This is a genomic window from Streptomyces sp. NPDC001744, assembly GCF_042892575.1.
Classification (GTDB): Bacteria; Actinomycetota; Actinomycetes; order Streptomycetales; family Streptomycetaceae; genus Streptomyces.
This window is the reverse complement of record NZ_JBIAUG010000014.1, coordinates 1-13,983: the sequence shown is the minus strand read 5'-3', so window position 1 is coordinate 13,983 and position 13,983 is coordinate 1. Positions and strand designations below refer to the sequence as shown.

General features: G+C 70.9%; 14 protein-coding genes, 1 tRNA gene and 1 pseudogene. 11 read left to right on the top strand and 5 right to left on the bottom strand.

From position 1 onward, the window contains the following. Positions 1–15: 15 nt before the first annotated feature. On the bottom strand, positions 16–1,533 hold the full coding sequence (locus ACFYZY_RS17970) for an MFS transporter (protein WP_388694827.1): 1,518 nt from the start codon (positions 1,531–1,533) through the stop codon (positions 16–18). A 151-nt stretch (positions 1,534–1,684) separates the two neighbouring features. Between ACFYZY_RS17970 and ACFYZY_RS17965 the strand changes: the two genes are divergently transcribed. The 3 genes from ACFYZY_RS17965 to ACFYZY_RS17955 all read left to right on the top strand — a co-directional run bounded on the left by ACFYZY_RS17965 (position 1,685) and on the right by ACFYZY_RS17955 (position 3,911). Next, the gene (locus ACFYZY_RS17965; RefSeq protein WP_388694824.1) at positions 1,685–2,251 is read left to right on the top strand and encodes a TetR/AcrR family transcriptional regulator; all 567 of its coding nucleotides are present in this window, start codon (positions 1,685–1,687) and stop codon (positions 2,249–2,251) included. A 145-nt stretch (positions 2,252–2,396) separates the two neighbouring features. Further along, positions 2,397–2,777 carry a VOC family protein gene (locus ACFYZY_RS17960; protein WP_388694821.1) on the top strand — a complete coding sequence of 127 codons (381 nt, stop codon included), beginning with the start codon at positions 2,397–2,399 and terminating at the stop codon, positions 2,775–2,777. Between the two features lie 381 nt (positions 2,778–3,158). Further along, positions 3,159–3,911: a DUF998 domain-containing protein gene (locus ACFYZY_RS17955; RefSeq protein WP_388694818.1), complete on the top strand. Its 753-nt coding sequence runs from the start codon at positions 3,159–3,161 to the stop codon at positions 3,909–3,911. On the opposite strand, the pseudogene ACFYZY_RS17950 reads toward ACFYZY_RS17955, so the two are convergent. Beyond that, positions 3,912–4,864: pseudogene (locus ACFYZY_RS17950) on the bottom strand (sigma-70 family RNA polymerase sigma factor). Between the two features lie 553 nt (positions 4,865–5,417). Here ACFYZY_RS17950 and ACFYZY_RS17945 point away from each other — a divergent pair. Beyond that, positions 5,418–5,753: a hypothetical protein gene (locus ACFYZY_RS17945; protein ID WP_388694816.1), complete on the top strand. Its 336-nt coding sequence runs from the start codon at positions 5,418–5,420 to the stop codon at positions 5,751–5,753. A 66-nt stretch (positions 5,754–5,819) separates the two neighbouring features. Here the strand turns inward: ACFYZY_RS17945 and ACFYZY_RS17940 are convergent, their stop codons facing one another. After that, positions 5,820–6,365 carry an alpha/beta hydrolase gene (locus tag ACFYZY_RS17940; protein WP_359674711.1) on the bottom strand — a complete coding sequence of 182 codons (546 nt, stop codon included), beginning with the start codon at positions 6,363–6,365 and terminating at the stop codon, positions 5,820–5,822. A gap of 122 nt (positions 6,366–6,487) precedes the next feature. Here ACFYZY_RS17940 and ACFYZY_RS17935 point away from each other — a divergent pair, with 122 nt between their 5' ends. Further along, positions 6,488–6,931, top strand: a complete 444-nt coding sequence (locus ACFYZY_RS17935) for an Lrp/AsnC family transcriptional regulator (RefSeq protein ID WP_359674712.1) — start codon at positions 6,488–6,490, stop codon at positions 6,929–6,931. 80 nt (positions 6,932–7,011) lie between these two features. Here ACFYZY_RS17935 and ACFYZY_RS17930 read toward each other — a convergent pair whose 3' ends face one another. Continuing rightward, on the bottom strand, positions 7,012–7,596 hold the full coding sequence (locus tag ACFYZY_RS17930) for a TetR/AcrR family transcriptional regulator (RefSeq protein WP_388694812.1): 585 nt from the start codon (positions 7,594–7,596) through the stop codon (positions 7,012–7,014). Positions 7,597–7,712: 116 nt separating this feature from the next. Here ACFYZY_RS17930 and ACFYZY_RS17925 point away from each other — a divergent pair, with 116 nt between their 5' ends. The 4 genes from ACFYZY_RS17925 (at position 7,713) to ACFYZY_RS17910 (ending at position 12,105) form a co-directional block, all read left to right on the top strand. After that, positions 7,713–8,582: an alpha/beta fold hydrolase gene (locus tag ACFYZY_RS17925; protein WP_388694810.1), complete on the top strand. Its 870-nt coding sequence runs from the start codon at positions 7,713–7,715 to the stop codon at positions 8,580–8,582. A 786-nt stretch (positions 8,583–9,368) separates the two neighbouring features. Further along, positions 9,369–9,731, top strand: a complete 363-nt coding sequence (locus ACFYZY_RS17920) for a type II toxin-antitoxin system RelE/ParE family toxin (RefSeq protein WP_388694808.1) — start codon at positions 9,369–9,371, stop codon at positions 9,729–9,731. Further along, a complete protein-coding gene (locus tag ACFYZY_RS17915; RefSeq protein WP_388694805.1) occupies positions 9,728–10,060 on the top strand; it encodes an XRE family transcriptional regulator in 333 nt (110 codons plus the stop codon). The genes ACFYZY_RS17920 and ACFYZY_RS17915 overlap by 4 nt, the downstream gene beginning before the upstream one ends. Positions 10,061–10,830: 770 nt before the next feature. Further along, complete coding sequence (locus ACFYZY_RS17910; RefSeq protein ID WP_388694804.1) at positions 10,831–12,105, top strand: M23 family metallopeptidase; 1,275 nt, start codon at positions 10,831–10,833, stop codon at positions 12,103–12,105. A gap of 79 nt (positions 12,106–12,184) precedes the next feature. Here the strand turns inward: ACFYZY_RS17910 and ACFYZY_RS17905 are convergent. After that, positions 12,185–12,255, bottom strand: a tRNA-Gly gene (locus ACFYZY_RS17905). A gap of 415 nt (positions 12,256–12,670) precedes the next feature. Here ACFYZY_RS17905 and dcd point away from each other — a divergent pair. Together dcd and ACFYZY_RS17895 are read left to right on the top strand one after the other, a co-directional pair. After that, positions 12,671–13,246 (top strand): dCTP deaminase, encoded by a 576-nt coding sequence (gene dcd / locus ACFYZY_RS17900; RefSeq protein WP_388694802.1) that lies wholly within the window; start codon positions 12,671–12,673, stop codon positions 13,244–13,246. Positions 13,247–13,259: 13 nt separating this feature from the next. Further along, the gene (locus ACFYZY_RS17895; protein WP_388694800.1) at positions 13,260–13,757 is read left to right on the top strand and encodes a phosphoribosyltransferase; all 498 of its coding nucleotides are present in this window, start codon (positions 13,260–13,262) and stop codon (positions 13,755–13,757) included. Positions 13,758–13,983 lie beyond the last annotated feature (226 nt).

The window sequence follows — 13,983 nt, the reverse complement described above, 5'->3', positions numbered from 1 at the left end:
GGGGACGGCTTTGGTTCAACTCGGGCTGTCGGCGGGTGACTCGTTCTGGCCCGGGCTGTCGGCGGACGCCCTGTCCGAAGCGGTGATCGCACCTGGCCCGGTGGTACGGCGCGGGGCCGCGGGGTCTTCCACGGGCTTGGACTCCGCGGACGTGGACCTCGCCGGCCCCAGGCCGGTGAACACGGCGGTGACCAGGGTGACGGCGCCGGCCGCGAAGAAGGCGCTGTCGAGGCCGGTCTCGAAGGAGGCGCCGCCGGACTGGCGGGCGCGGACGACGGCTCCGAGCACCGCCACGCCGAGCACCGCGCCGATCTGCCGGGTGGTGCTGCTGATGCCGGAGGCGAGGCCGCCTTCCTGCGGGCCGACTGCTTGGACGGCGGCTCCCGTCAGGGGGGACAGGGTGAGCGCGAAGCCGGTGCCGGCGAGGCCCAGCCGCCACCACACGTTCCCGTACCCGGTGTCGGCGTGCACCGCGCCCAGCGCGAGGAGGCCCAGGCCGGCCAGGGCCAGGCCGGTGGTGACCACGCCTCGGAACCCGTACCGGGCGGCGAGCCGGCCCGCGTACGGGCTGACGACCACCATGGCGAGGGAGAGCGGCAGGGTCTGCAGTCCGGCGCGCAGGATCGAGCTGCCCTGGACGTACACGAAGAACTGGGAGAAGAAGAACGACGAGCCCATGAGCGCGAACCCGACCACGGTCATGGCGGTGTGGGACACGGTGAACAGCCGCTGCCGGAACAGCCGCAGCGGCAGCATCGGTGCGGGACGACGCGCTTCGACGGCGACGAAGGCGGCGAGGAGGGTCACCGCGGCGGCGAAGCTCCCCAGGATCACCGGCGACGTCCAGCCGAGGGCACCGCCCTCGATCAGCCCGTAGGTGAGCACGCCCACGCCGAGGACGGACAGCACCGTGCCCGGGATGTCGATCGCTGGGGCGCCCGGGTTGCGGGACTCGTCGAGGTGGCGCCGGCCGACCAGCAGCAGGACCACGCCGACGGGCAGGTTGACCAGGAAGATCGCGGGCCAGCCGAAGGCGTCCGTCAGCACGCCGCCGGCCACGGGGCCGGCGGCCAGACCGATTCCGCTGAGCCCGGCCCACAGCCCGATCGCCCTGACGCGTTCCCGCGGTGCGGGATGGGCGGCGGCGAGCAGGGCCAGCGAGGCGGGACTCAGCGCCGCCGCCCCGACGCCCTGCAGCGCCCGGCCGAGGACCAGCCAGCCGAGCGAGGGCGCGAGGCTGCACAGCACCGACGCGGCGGTGAACACCGCCACGCCGGTCAGGTACACCCGCTTGCGGCCGAACCGGTCGGCGAAGACGCCGCCGGACAGCAGCAGCATGGCGACCAGCAGGACGTACGCGTCGACGATCCACTGCAGGCCGGTCAACTCCGTGTGCAGCCGCTGCCGCATGTCGGGCAGCGCCGCTCCGACGATCGTGTTGTCGAGCAGGACCATGAACTGGCCCAGGCAGGTCACCGCGAGCAGCACGGCCCGGTTGGACCGGCCGGCTGGGGCCGCGTGCGGTGCCGTCATCGGGATCCCCCTTCGATCGTTGGTCGGACCCGGCCGGTGCGACGCGGGCGGTGGTACGACTGAGCAAGCTAAAGCAGCCAGTGGCTGCGTTAAGCGACTGTAGGGAAGGTCGACCCGTAAACGCAAGTGGGAACTGCGTTAAGGTGGTGGGGTGAACGAGCGACAGCAAACCCGGCGCCCCGGCGGGCGCAGCGCCCGCGTCGGCGCCCAGGTGCACCAGGCCGTCACCGACCTGATCGGCGAACGCGGTTACGGCAACTTCACCGTCGGCGAGGTCGCGGCCCGCGCGGGCGTGGCCGACAGCAGCGTCTACCGCCGGTGGGGCAACCTGGAGGCCCTGCTCGCCGACGTGGCGCTCACTCGCCTCGACGCGCGGTCGCCGATGCCCGACACCGGGAGCCTCGCCGGCGACCTGCGCACGTACGCGGCCCAAGTGGCCCGCGAGATCACCGGGCCCGACGGCCCCGCGGTACTGCACCTGGCCGTCGCCCTGTCCGGCAGGGGCGAGCGGGGCGCGCGGGCGGCCGAGGAGCTCCGCGCCGCACGCACCCGGCAACTGCGGTCGATGCTCGACCGCGCCCGCGAACGCGGCGAGGAGGCACCCGACGTGCTCGACGTGCTGGACCACGTCCTGGCCCCGATGTACATCCGCGTCCTGTTCGGCATGGGCCCGCTGACCCCGGACTACGTCGACGGGCTGGTCGACCGCTTGCTGTGACCCCGCCCCCGCCGGCGCGGCTGCGGCCCCGTCAACTCCCCTTGCTTCACCGGACGGACGGGGCTATGGTCTGCGGCGACATCGCGTGTCGGTCACCGGCTGGGTGAGGCATGGAGGTGTCGGGACATGCCTTCGGAGGCATTCCTTGTCAGTCGAGTTGAACCACACGATCGTCCACGCCCGGGACAACCGGGAGTCCGCGGAATTCTTCGCGAATCTGCTCCATCTCGAGATCACCGCCGAGTGGGGCCCGTTCATCGCGATCGCCCTGGGCAACGGCGTCACGCTGGACTTCGCCACCGTCCCGGCGGACAGCATCACCCCCCAGCACTACGCCTTCCTGATCTCCGAGGAGGAGTTCGACGCGGCGTACGCGCAGATCGCACAGCGCGGCATCGAGCACTACGCCGATCCCCAGCGGAAGCAGCCCGGCGCGATCAACCACAACGACGGTGGCCGCGGCGTGTACTTCATGGACCCGGCGGGCCACGCCATGGAACTCATCACCGTGCCGTACGGCGGCTGAACCTCGTCACCGCCCGCGCCGGGGGCCGCACACCCGGCGCGGAGTGCGGCCCCCGACCGCTGCTCGTGCCCCGGCACGAACGGAAGACGGGAATCGAACCCGCGTCACAGGCGTGGGAATCACCCGGCACGTGGACCCGCACGGAGGACCTGCGCGGCGGAAGAACCGGATCGATGTCGATGCGTCGTCGTCCCTTCGGTTCCCTCGTCCGTCGTCCGCTGTCGGCCGCCTCTACGGGCACGTTGTGGCGCGGCCCTTCCGGAGGGACGCGCCAGGAAGCTCCGGTCGGCGTGTGACCCGGTGCACACGGACAGGAGCGATGAGTCCGCTCCCCGTCGTCGGTCGGAGGGGTGACAACGACGAAGCGAGGAAGGCCCCGCCATGACCGACACGCTCACCGCGCCCCACCCCGCCCTTTCCGCCGTATCCGCCGCGCGGTGGGCCGCGGTCGGTGGCACGGGGGCGGGTCCGCTCTTCCTCGCGGCCGGTCTCGCCCAGGGGTTCGCGCGGGACGGCTTCGACTTCACCCGGAACGCGATCAGCCAGCTCGCCCTCGGTGCGGCGGGCTGGATCCAGACGGTGAGCTTCGTGCTCACCGGAACGCTGCTGATCGCGGGTGCGGCCGGACTGCGGCGGATGCTGCGGGGCGGTCCCGGCGCGACGTGGGGGCCGGCCCTGGTGGGCGTGTTCGGCGTCTCCTTCTGGGCCGCTGCGGCCTTCCCGGCCGACGCCGGGGCAGGCTTTCCCGTCGGGGCGCCCGAGGAGACCGTGATGAGCGGGCACGGTGCGGCCCACATGTTCGGCGGAATGATCGGCTACCTCGCCCTGTGCGCCGCGTTCTTCGTCCTGGCCCGTCCGCTCGCCGTCCGGGGCCTGCGGGGCTGGGCCGTCGCGTCCCGCCTCGTCCCCCTGGCCGTCCTCGCCGGCTTCACGGCCTCGGCCACCTCGGTCCTGGCCTTCACCGCCGGCGCCGGACTCGGCCTGCTGTGGCTGAGCGCGGTGACGGCCCGCCTGGCCACCGCTCCGGCCGGCCGCCGGCCCGAGGCCCGGCCGTCCGCCGTTCCGGCGGGCACGGACCGCGACGGCCTCGTTCCCCCTCGTCGTCCGTCCCTCGCCGGGGGCAGCGGCAGGTGATCAGGCCGGGGCGCCGGGGCCGGCTTCCTCACCCAGGCGTTCCGGCAGGCCGAACAGGGGAAAGAGGCGCGCGGTGTCGCGGAAGGCGATGATGTGCGCGATGCGGTCGCCGGAGAATTCGACGACCTGGAGCGCCCAGGGCTCGTAGCCGGTCCCGTCCGTACGGGGCCGGTACTGGCCGAACACGGGGGAGCCGTTCGCCACGGTCGGCACGAGCCGCGGCAGCCGACGGCCGGTCCGGTCAGCCACGCCTCGATGTCGTCCGTCCCGCGCATCCACTTGGCGTACGGCGGCAGCGACAGCGTGGCGTCGACGTGGGGCAGGAGCTTCAACTCCTCCATGTCGTACCGGGAGAACGCCGAGGCGTACCGCTTGGCCAGGGCCCGCCGGACGCCGCCGGGTGCCGGGGAGCCGAGTCCGCCGGTTTCCTTCCGGCGCTCGGCCGGCGTGGCGCGGGCCCGTTGCAGGGCGCTGTTGGCGGAGGCGACGGTGAAGCCGTGCGGGTCGGCGACCTCACGGGCCGAGAATCCCAGGACGTCCCGCAGGACCAGCGTGGCCCGCTGCCTGGGCGGCAGGTGCTGGAGCACGGCGACGAACGCCAGGCGCACCGACTCGGCGGATGTCACCGCGACCCCCGGATCGCTACCGGGCAGGGGATCGACCCAGAGCACGTCGCCCGCCGGAGCCCCCGGAGGCACGGCGCCGTCCGACGGCGCCGAAAGGTCCATCGGCAACGCCCGCTGCTTCCCGGCGGCGAGCGCGTCCAGGCACACGTTCGTGGCGATGCGATACACCCACGACCGCAGGGACGACCTGCCCTCGAACCGCTCGACGCTCCGCCAGACCCGGACCAGAGCCTCCTGCACCGCGTCCTCGGCCTCCGCGTACGACCCCGGCATCCGGTAACAGTGGCCGGTCAACTCACCCCGGTAAGAATCCAGTTCCCACGTCATCGCACGCTCCCCGCGTCCCTCGCGCCCCACTCCTCCGCTCCGGAGCCCCCAGCCCATGGAGAGGACACCGGTCCGACCGCCGCAACGATATGTGCGGGTCACGAGCTCACAACACAACGAAGCCCCAGGTCGCTGACCTGGGGCTTTGCTATGGAGCGGATGACGGGAATCGAACCCGCGCTACAAGCTTGGGAATTACCGACGCCCAGACCATCAGCATGCCCTCTGACCTGCGCGTATGGCCCGTGATCGGGGGTGCTGTCACGCCCCCTGGGAGCCGTCGTTGACCGTTGTTCACCGCTTCGAAGGGCACGGCTGGGGCACGGTGCCGGCCGAGGCTTTCACGACTGGGCGTATCCGGTCCGAATGACAGGGGAAGCATCGCGCGGCAGGTCTCCGGCTATGCGTTCCGGACCTGGTACGCCCGGCCGCGCGCCGGGTAGCGGCTGAGGCGCCCTCCGAGGGGCGAGGAGGGCGGAGTCAGGCGTCCCACCCTCAGGATCAGTACGGGCACCCAGGCCGTTCCCTCGCTCCCGACCCGCGACCCTTCAGGATGGAAGCGGCTTGGTCACGTGAAGGCGGCGGCGTTGCGCTTGGCCCAGTCGGCGAAGGTGGTGGCTGCCCGACCGGCACTCTCGCCGCAGAGCTCGGAAAACGCGACCAAGGTGGCCTGGACGTCGAAGCGGGCAGGGTCGTCCGGATCCTGCTGACCTGGGTGGAGGATCAGTTCCGCGAGCTCGGCCAGCCGGATCCCGAGGGGCTGGCCCTTGCCCTGGTGGGCGCATGTCAGGGCATGCCCTTGCTGGCCAACGCCCTGCGGGATCCGGGGGTCATGGACCGTGCGGGCGCACGCCTGATCGCCTGGATCGACTCCCTCGAGGCCGCCTGAGCCCGCCGCGTCGACGGTCCCCCTCTCCGCAGCGACGCGGAGGGCCTCGGCGTCAGGTGGGCCGTCTCAGCTGTCGACGAGCCCGCAGAGGAGGTCCAGGCCCGCCGGCCAGTGACCGAGGCCGCTGCCGGAATTGATGTGGCCGTGGCCTTCGAGGAGGTGACCTCGTGCTCGCCACCCGTGTGCGAAGGAGGCGGACGTCTTCGGCTCGCAGTAGGGGTCGTCGTCGCTGGACACCACCAGGCCCGGGCACGTCAAGGGGCGAGCGGACAGACCCGCGAACGTCGGCGCGGCCCCGCGCGGGAACGCCGGCCCCCGGGGATCGGGAGGCGCGACCAGGAACGCCGCCACCGTGTCGGGTCGCGCCTGCTCCAGCCAGTGCGCGGCCGCCCAGCAACCAAGGCTGTGGGCCACCAACGCCACCTGATCGTCCCGCCGGGAAACGATCTCGTAGGCGGCCTGAATCGCGGCGACCCAGTCCGACAGGTCCGGCCTGTTCCACGAGGCAGGCGCGATCCGGACCGCCGAGGGCCCCCACCGCTTCTCCCACAAGCTCTGCCAGTGGCCCTCATCCGAACCATCGATCCCAGGAATGATGACGTACGCGACCATCGTCCACCGCCGCTTCCCTCGTGGCCTCCGCACTTCGCGGGGACACCCGGGGCGATCCTCGATGGATCAGCGCCGGTGATCGGGCTCAGCAAGTGATCTCAAAGAAAGTGCGGGCGACAACGATGGAATCACTCGACGAGATCGACCGTGCCATCCTGGATCTGCTCCAGGCCGACGGCCGGCTCACCGGAGCGGAGGTCGGACGCCGAGTCGGGCTGTCCCAGCCGGCGGCCGGCGCCCGCATCCAACGCCTGGAGAAGAGCGGGATCATCACCGGCTACCGCGCCGTCGTCGCCCCGACCGCAGTCGGCTTGAACATCCATGCCGTCGTGCGGCTGCGCACCACCCACGCGCAGCTGACCCAGGCGCTCACTCTTGCCGCCCGGACTCCCGAGGTCGTCTCGACCCTCCGCGTGACCGGCGAGGACTGCCTGGTGCTCGACGTGTACTGCTCTCACGCCGAACGCCTCGAGCGGATCGTGGACTCCCTCGCCCGCTACGGACCGGTCACCACCTCCCTCGTCCTGCGCAGCTATCCGCCCAAGTCGCTGCCGACGGCGCCGTAGGCAACGCCCCGGCCCTCTGACCGTCGGTCGCCGCAGCCGTTCGGGCGGGTCCTTCGCGAGGTCTGCACGGTGGGCGGATCTCACCCCTTGTAGGAATTGATGAGCCGGGCCAGGTGCTCGCCCGCGACCGTCAGCGGTGTCTCGCTCTTGTAGACCTGTGCGGTGAGTTCTGCGCCTTCGAGGGTGCTGATGACGGTGGTGGCCAGGTCGTGCGCGTCGTTCTCCGGGAATCCGGCTTCGCGCAGTGTGTCAGCCACCATGTCCCGCCAGTGCTGGAAGGCCAGGGTGACGGCCTTCTCGATATCGGGGGATCGTCCGGTGGTTTCCAGCGCGGTCGCGCTGATCGGGCAGCCGTCCACCCACCCGGAGTCGCGCAGGTGGCGGGCGAGCGTGCGGGCGCAGGCGGCGATGGCCTTCGCCGGGTCGGCCTCTTCGGACAGTGACGCCGACAGCAGGTCGGCGAACTCCTGGTCGGCGTGCCGGACCGCGGCCACACCCACCGCCTGCTTCCCGCCGGGGAAGAAGTGGTAGACGGAGCCGAGCGTGGCCTCGGCCTCCTGGGCGATCTGCTTGATGCCGGTCCCCTCGTACCCCTGTCGCTGCATCAGCAGGGAGGCCGCGCGGATGATGCGCTCCCGTGTGCCCAGCTGTGGTGATGTCGCCATGCGGCAGAGCCTACTGGGTAAAACGTTCGTTCTAGCTTGTGGGGCGCGCAAGCGCCGTGTTAGCGTCTGGCTTGTTAGAACGTTCTTTTTAGACCTCTCGTAGCGAGGAGCTGAAGATGGAACACAAGCGGATCACCGTCAACGGCCTTGACCTGGCGTACGTCGAAGCAGGCGAAGGGCCGCTCGCTCTGATGCTGCACGGCTTCGACACGCCCCACCTGTACCGGTACCTCATGCCCGCGCTGGCCGGGGCGGGGTACCATGCCGTGGTCCCCACCATGCGAGGCTTCGCCCCGTCCCAGCTGCCGCCGGACGGCAGCATGCGCCTTCCCGACCTGATCGCCGACGCCAACGCCCTGCACGAGGCGCTCGGCGGCGGCTCCGACGCCGTCCTGATCGGGCACGACTGGGGCGGCTTCACCACCTGGGGGGCCGCCGCGGTCGCACCCGAACGGTGGGCCAAGATCGTCGTCAACGACGTCCCGCCCCTGGAGTTCTACGACCGCGACAGCGCGGATCCCGGCAGGATCGAGCGGTACGTCCACTTCTACTTCTTCCAGATGGCCATAGCCGACCAGCTCGTCGCGGCCAACGACCTCGCCTACCTCGACTGGCTCTGGGACCACTGGACGGGGACCGTCCCCGGCTACGACTCCACCGAGGACCGCAGGGCCATGAAGGAGGGACTCAACACGCCGGAGAGGCTCCACCTCGGCCTGGAGCTCTACCGGCAGAACTTCCCGGCCGCCACGTTCGGCACCCCCCAGTGGGAGATGGTCCGCGTGCTGGACAAGCTGCCTTCCCAGCCCACCCTGTACCTCCACGGAACCGAGGACCCCGTGGTCGACAAGGCGACGCTCGCCGACGTCATCGCCATGCTGCCCCCCGGATCGGACGGCGCGATGATCGAAGGCGCCGGCCACCATCTCCTCGCCGAGAAGCCGGAGGAAGTCAACGAGCGCATCCTCGCCTTCCTGGCCCGCTAATCCGCCCCTGTGCCGTGCCGGGGTGCCATTCCCGATGGCGCGCGTTCTGGATCGGCCTCTGCCCTGACGCCGTATGAGGTCCCGCACGGCAGACAGCGGGCACGTGAGCGCGGAGAAGTCCGGGCAACAGTGAGGCCCCGGGTCGGTGACCCGGGGCCTCACTCACGAGCGGATGACGGGAATCGAACCCGCGCTATAAGCTTGGGAATCACCGACACCCAGCTTGATCAACGGGCGCCTGACCTGCGAAAACGTTCTCCGAGGCGGAGCCGGTCGCTGGCTCTGTGGTACCTGTGTCGACCGCTGTTCACCGCTCCGAAGGGCACGGAAGGGGCACGGCCCGGAGTCTCGGGCTGCCGGATCGAGTTCCTCGGTCGGCCGAGAGCGGGCCCCACTCGATCGAGCGCTGCTGCGGGATCGTCGGCGGTGCGGTCCATGTGGACGTTCTTTGTCCTGACGCAACGGCGCGCCTGACGAGGTGGGTGAGTCGGGTGGGTGAGAGTTCCGGGTCGGTCGGTGATCTGCGGGCTTCGTGTGAAGGGCTGGCGCCGGCGTATCCGCGGGAGGTGGGTCTTCCGGAGCTGTTCGTGCGGCGGACCGACGAGAGGGGGTGTCGGCGGGACGGCACCACTGTCCGTGTGATCGCCGTCCCCGCAGGGTGGACCGCTGGCCCGCATCCGGCCCTGACTGGTCCGCGTGAACGCAAGGGGGCGTCGCCGCGGGATCAACTGCAAGTATTACGCGTAGGTGATACTATGCAGGGGTATTAGTCGACCAGAGGGGCTCATGCCGTACGAGATCAAGGTCATCGAGCCGGCGCTCGCCTGGCTTCATGGTCTGCGTCGCACTGACCGGGAGACGCTGGTGCAGATCGCCAGCGCCCTTGACGTCCTCAAACAGGAAGGCCCCACGTTGGGGCGTCCCTTGGTCGATCACATCAAGGGATCGAAGCTCCCGAACCTCAAGGAGCTCCGGCCAGGCTCATCCGGATCAACTGAGGTCAGGCTGTTGTTCGTCTTCGACCCTGACCGGAACGCGGTGATCCTGGTCGGCGGCGACAAGTCGGGGAATTGGCAGACCTGGTACCCGAGCGCGATCAAACAGGCCGAAGCGGCATACGCGATCTACCGAGAGGAGACGCAGACATGACCACCGATAAGAGCGGCGCCACCTCGTGGGACGACCTTAAGGAAGATCTCGCGTTCACACCCGAAGAGAAGGCAAGGATCGAGGCGGGGACGCAGCAGATGCTTGCCGAGGTTCGGGCGTACCGCTTGGCGGAAGTGCGGAAGCGTCAGCACATCACGCAGAACCAGGTCGCGGAGATCTTGGGTGTCACCCAGGGCCGCGTCTCAGCCATCGAGAGGGGCGAGGTGAGGCGCTCTGAAGTCGAGACCCTGGCCTCCTACGTGGCGGCTCTGGGTGGGCAGCTCAAGCTTGTGGCGGACTTCGGGGACGAATCCTTGGTCCTTGGCTGACTCGGCTCCTGCGGTGGTAGTGGGCCCGGCCCCCTACCTGACACCCACTACCACCGGCCGTTGCGGCGGCGCTCGGCCTCTCACCGGGCCTGCTCAGCCCCTCTCGCCTTGCCCTGGCGGTGGCACTCGGCAGCCCCGAGTCCACCCGGCGCCTCAGCTTCGAGTCCCGCCTGGAGCACGAGTGAACCCCAACCGGCGACCTGGGCGGCGGTCCGGTGCCGGAGGGGAACGCGCCGGGCGCGGACGACAACCGGCGAAGGCGGGCGATGCTCACTGAGGCGGGCTCACGGCACCAACCGGCGATCTCGGGTGTCGCCCGGTTCGCACGAGGCAGTCTGCCCGGCCCGCCTGGCGGCCCGGAGCCCGCGGGCCCCAGGAGGTCTGGAAAAGGATGAAGCCCCAGGTCGCTGACCTGGGGCTTCGTTCACGAGCGGATGACGGGAATCGAACCCGCGCCACAAGCTTGGGAATCACCGCTGCTTTGGTCGCCCACATGGCCCCTGACCTGCGGACAAGTCCCTTCGCGGGTCCTGGCCGGAGGCTCTGCGCACACCTGTGGTGACCGCTGTTCACCGCCCTGGAGGGGCACGGACGGGACACGTACCGGCTCCCACCCGGCGGTCCGGTGCGGCTGGACGGGTGTAGTTCGGCACCCGACTTCGGCGCCGTCCGCCGGGAACGCCACTCGGCCGGATTACATGAGTCTGCGCCTCGGCGCGGGGCGTGCCGGTGCTCTTCGCGGCCCCGGACCCGACGACTGGAAGAGCACCATGGCAGAGCGCCACCCTCGCAACCGCGCCGGCCGCAGTCCGCTACGTCGCGGGCTCGCCGCCGCCGTGCTCGCGGTCGGCATGATGACGGCTTCGACAGCACCCGGATACGGGACGGGCCCGACCGCACCGGCGCCCGGCCCCCGGTTCACGCCGTTGACGGCGGCCGTGATGACCGAACCGACGCCGTTCGACGCCACAGACGGCAAGACGCACCTCTCGTACGAACTGCTCACCACGAGCGCGCTGCCCGGCAGCACGCGGGTGCGACTGGACCGCGTCGAGGTCCGGGACGCCCGCACGCGCCGGGTGGTGGGCTCGCTGAGCGGGCAGGCGCTGGCCGATGCCGCCAACCCGGTGGGCGATCCCCTGCCGGGTGCGGACGGGTACACGCCGGCGCCCCCCGGACCGACGCCGACCGTCATCCCGGGCTCCCAGCAGTGGGTCGTCTGGCTCGACCTGGTCCTCGACCGCGGTCAGCGGGTGCCAAGAGTCCTCGAACACCACCTTTCGGGCGCCGTCCTCACCCCCTCCGGTGCCTCCCCGTTCGAGGAGACGGTCCAGATCACCAGGACCGACCGCACCGCGCCGTTGAACCTGGACGCGCCGGTCCGTCCCGGCACCTGGTACTCCAGCGAGTCGTGCTGCGGCAACACCCACCACCGGCGCGGCCTCGCCCCGATCAACGGTCGCTTCTACGTACCGCAGCGCTTCGCGATCGACTGGTACCGGGTCGGCGAGCGGGGACAGACCTGGGAGGGCGACCCCGCGCGGCTCACCGACTACCTGAGCTACCGGCAGCCGGTCGTCGCCGCGGTCGGCGGCAGGGTGGTGGAGGTCCAGGACGGGATCCCGGACAACACGCCGCCCGTCGCGCCGCCGGTCCCGCCCATCGAGGAGACCGTCGGCAACCACGTCACCGTGGAGGTCGAGCCGGGCCGCTACCTGCTCTACGCGCACCTGACGCCCGGCTCGCCCAGGGTCCGGGAAGGCGACCGCGTCGAACCCGGCCAGGTCCTCGGCCTGATCGGCAACAGCGGCAACTCGACCACGCCGCACCTCCACTTCCAGGTGATGACCACGCCCGAGTTCTTCCCGACCGACAGCCCCCCGTTCACCTTCCGGAAGTTCCGCGTCGTCGGTCAGGTCGAACCCCGCATCTGGGACGACAACCTGGGCCTCCAGCCGACCGGCGTCCTCCCGGTCACCCCGTCACCGCACGACGGCCCCCACCACGCGCGCTATCCGCTGGACCGCGAGGTGCTGGAGTTCTGACCGCTCCCGGCGCGCGACGCCCGGAGAGCCCCCGGACAACGACGAAGCCCCAGGTCGCTGACCTGGGGCTTCGCTCAAGAGCGGATGACGGGAATCGAACCCGCGCTATAAGCTTGGGAAGCTCATGTTCTACCATTAAACTACATCCGCGCAGCGGCCGGATGATCCCTGCCGCATCGTTGCACACTGTACCCCATGCCCCACACGAGGCGAAGCCGGTGGTCCCGGGGCGCGTGCGGAGTGCCGTCCGGAGGCGGGCCCCGCGATCCCCTAGGGTGGCTTCTCGTTCGCCGCACGTGTAGGGGAAGGGACTTGATGGGTCCGATGGAGCGCACCGTCGTCCGCTGTGCCGAAGGGCACGTGTTCAGTACCGCCTCGTTCCCGCTCCAGCAGCTCGGAGCCGGGCGGATCGGGCCCGGGCGGCTCATCCGGTGTCCGCGCTGTGCGCGGTTGCGGCACGCGGTGCCGGTGGAGCTCGAACGGCGCTGACGGCGCCGGGGAGCGTCCGGGGGCGCGGAGTCCTGCCGATTGGGGCAGGTCCGCGCCCTCTGCGTATCGTGGGGGCGTGCTTCTCTCAGACAAGGACATCCGGGCCGAGATCGATGCCGGGCGGGTGCGCATCGACCCGTACGACGAATCCATGGTGCAGCCCTCGAGCATCGACGTGAGGCTTGACCGCTTCTTCCGGGTGTTCGAGAACCACCGCTACCCGCACATCGACCCCGCCGTCGAGCAGCTCGACCTGACGCGCGAGGTCGAGCCGGAGGGCGACGAGGCGTTCATCCTGCACCCGGGCGAGTTCGTCCTGGCCTCCACCTACGAGGTCATCACCCTCCCGGACGACCTCGCGTCCCGCCTGGAGGGGAAGAGTTCCCTGGGGCGGCTGGGCCTGGTGACCCACTCGACCGCCGGGTTCATCGACCCCGGTTTCTCCGGGCACGTGACCCTGGAGCTGTCGAACCTCGCCACCCTCCCCATCAAGCTCTGGCCGGGGATGAAGATCGGGCAGCTGTGCATGTTCCGGCTCAGCTCGCCCGCCGAGCACCCCTACGGGAGCGAGCGGTACGGCTCGCGGTACCAGGGCCAGCGGGGGCCGACGGCCTCCCGCTCGTACATGAACTTCCATCGGACCCAGGTGTGAGGCGGTCGCAGTCATGAGTGAAGTACGCGAGAACCTGACGTACGAGGGATTCGGGCGCGCCGTCCGCGAGCTGGCCCAGTCCATCGCCGACGACGGCTACGAGCCCGACGTCGTCCTCTCCATCGCCCGCGGCGGCGTCTTCGTCGCCGGCGGTCTGGCCTACGCCCTGGACTGCAAGAACATCCACCTCGTGAACGTGGAGTTCTACACCGGGGTGGGGACGACCCTGGAGATGCCCGTCATGCTGGCGCCCGTCCCCAACGTGATCGACTTCTCCGACAAGAAGGTCCTGATCGCCGACGACGTCGCCGACACGGGCAAGACCCTCAAGCTCGTCCACGACTTCTGCGTCGACCACGTCGCCGAGGTCCGCTCGGCCGTCGTCTACGAGAAGTCGCACTCCCTCGTGAAGTGCGAGTACGTGTGGAAGAAGACGGACGACTGGATCAACTTCCCCTGGTCCGTCGAGCCGCCCGTCGTCAGGCGCGAGGGCCAGATCCTCGACGCCTGAGCGGTACGGGCGCGCCGGGCCCCGGGCCGCGGGGGGGGGGGGGGGGGGGGGGGGGGGGGGGGGGGGGGGGGGGGGGGGGGGGGGGGGGGGGGGGGGGGGGGGGGGGGGGGGGGGGGTGGGGGGGGGGGGGGGGGGGGGGGGGGGGGGGGTGTCTTCCGGGTTCGGGACGTGTGGGTCCGGGGTGTCTTCCGGGTTTTGGCCAAGCGGGTCCCGGGGCGTCTTCCGG

What these genes read in the sequence shown, in the direction of transcription:
- ACFYZY_RS17915 (WP_388694805.1), top strand. Translation starts at nt 9,728, where the DNA reads ATGACCACCGATAAGAGCGGCGCCACCTCGTGGGACGACCTTAAGGAA.
- ACFYZY_RS17970 (WP_388694827.1), bottom strand. Translation starts at nt 1,533, where the DNA reads ATGACGGCACCGCACGCGGCCCCAGCCGGCCGGTCCAACCGGGCCGTG.
- ACFYZY_RS17945 (WP_388694816.1), top strand. Translation starts at nt 5,418, where the DNA reads ATGGAAGCGGCTTGGTCACGTGAAGGCGGCGGCGTTGCGCTTGGCCCA.
- ACFYZY_RS17925 (WP_388694810.1), top strand. Translation starts at nt 7,713, where the DNA reads ATGGAACACAAGCGGATCACCGTCAACGGCCTTGACCTGGCGTACGTC.
- ACFYZY_RS17955 (WP_388694818.1), top strand. Translation starts at nt 3,159, where the DNA reads ATGACCGACACGCTCACCGCGCCCCACCCCGCCCTTTCCGCCGTATCC.
- ACFYZY_RS17930 (WP_388694812.1), bottom strand. Translation starts at nt 7,596, where the DNA reads ATGGCGACATCACCACAGCTGGGCACACGGGAGCGCATCATCCGCGCG.
- ACFYZY_RS17935 (WP_359674712.1), top strand. Translation starts at nt 6,488, where the DNA reads ATGGAATCACTCGACGAGATCGACCGTGCCATCCTGGATCTGCTCCAG.
- ACFYZY_RS17920 (WP_388694808.1), top strand. Translation starts at nt 9,369, where the DNA reads ATGCCGTACGAGATCAAGGTCATCGAGCCGGCGCTCGCCTGGCTTCAT.
- ACFYZY_RS17910 (WP_388694804.1), top strand. Translation starts at nt 10,831, where the DNA reads ATGGCAGAGCGCCACCCTCGCAACCGCGCCGGCCGCAGTCCGCTACGT.
- ACFYZY_RS17895 (WP_388694800.1), top strand. Translation starts at nt 13,260, where the DNA reads ATGAGTGAAGTACGCGAGAACCTGACGTACGAGGGATTCGGGCGCGCC.
- ACFYZY_RS17940 (WP_359674711.1), bottom strand. Translation starts at nt 6,365, where the DNA reads ATGGTCGCGTACGTCATCATTCCTGGGATCGATGGTTCGGATGAGGGC.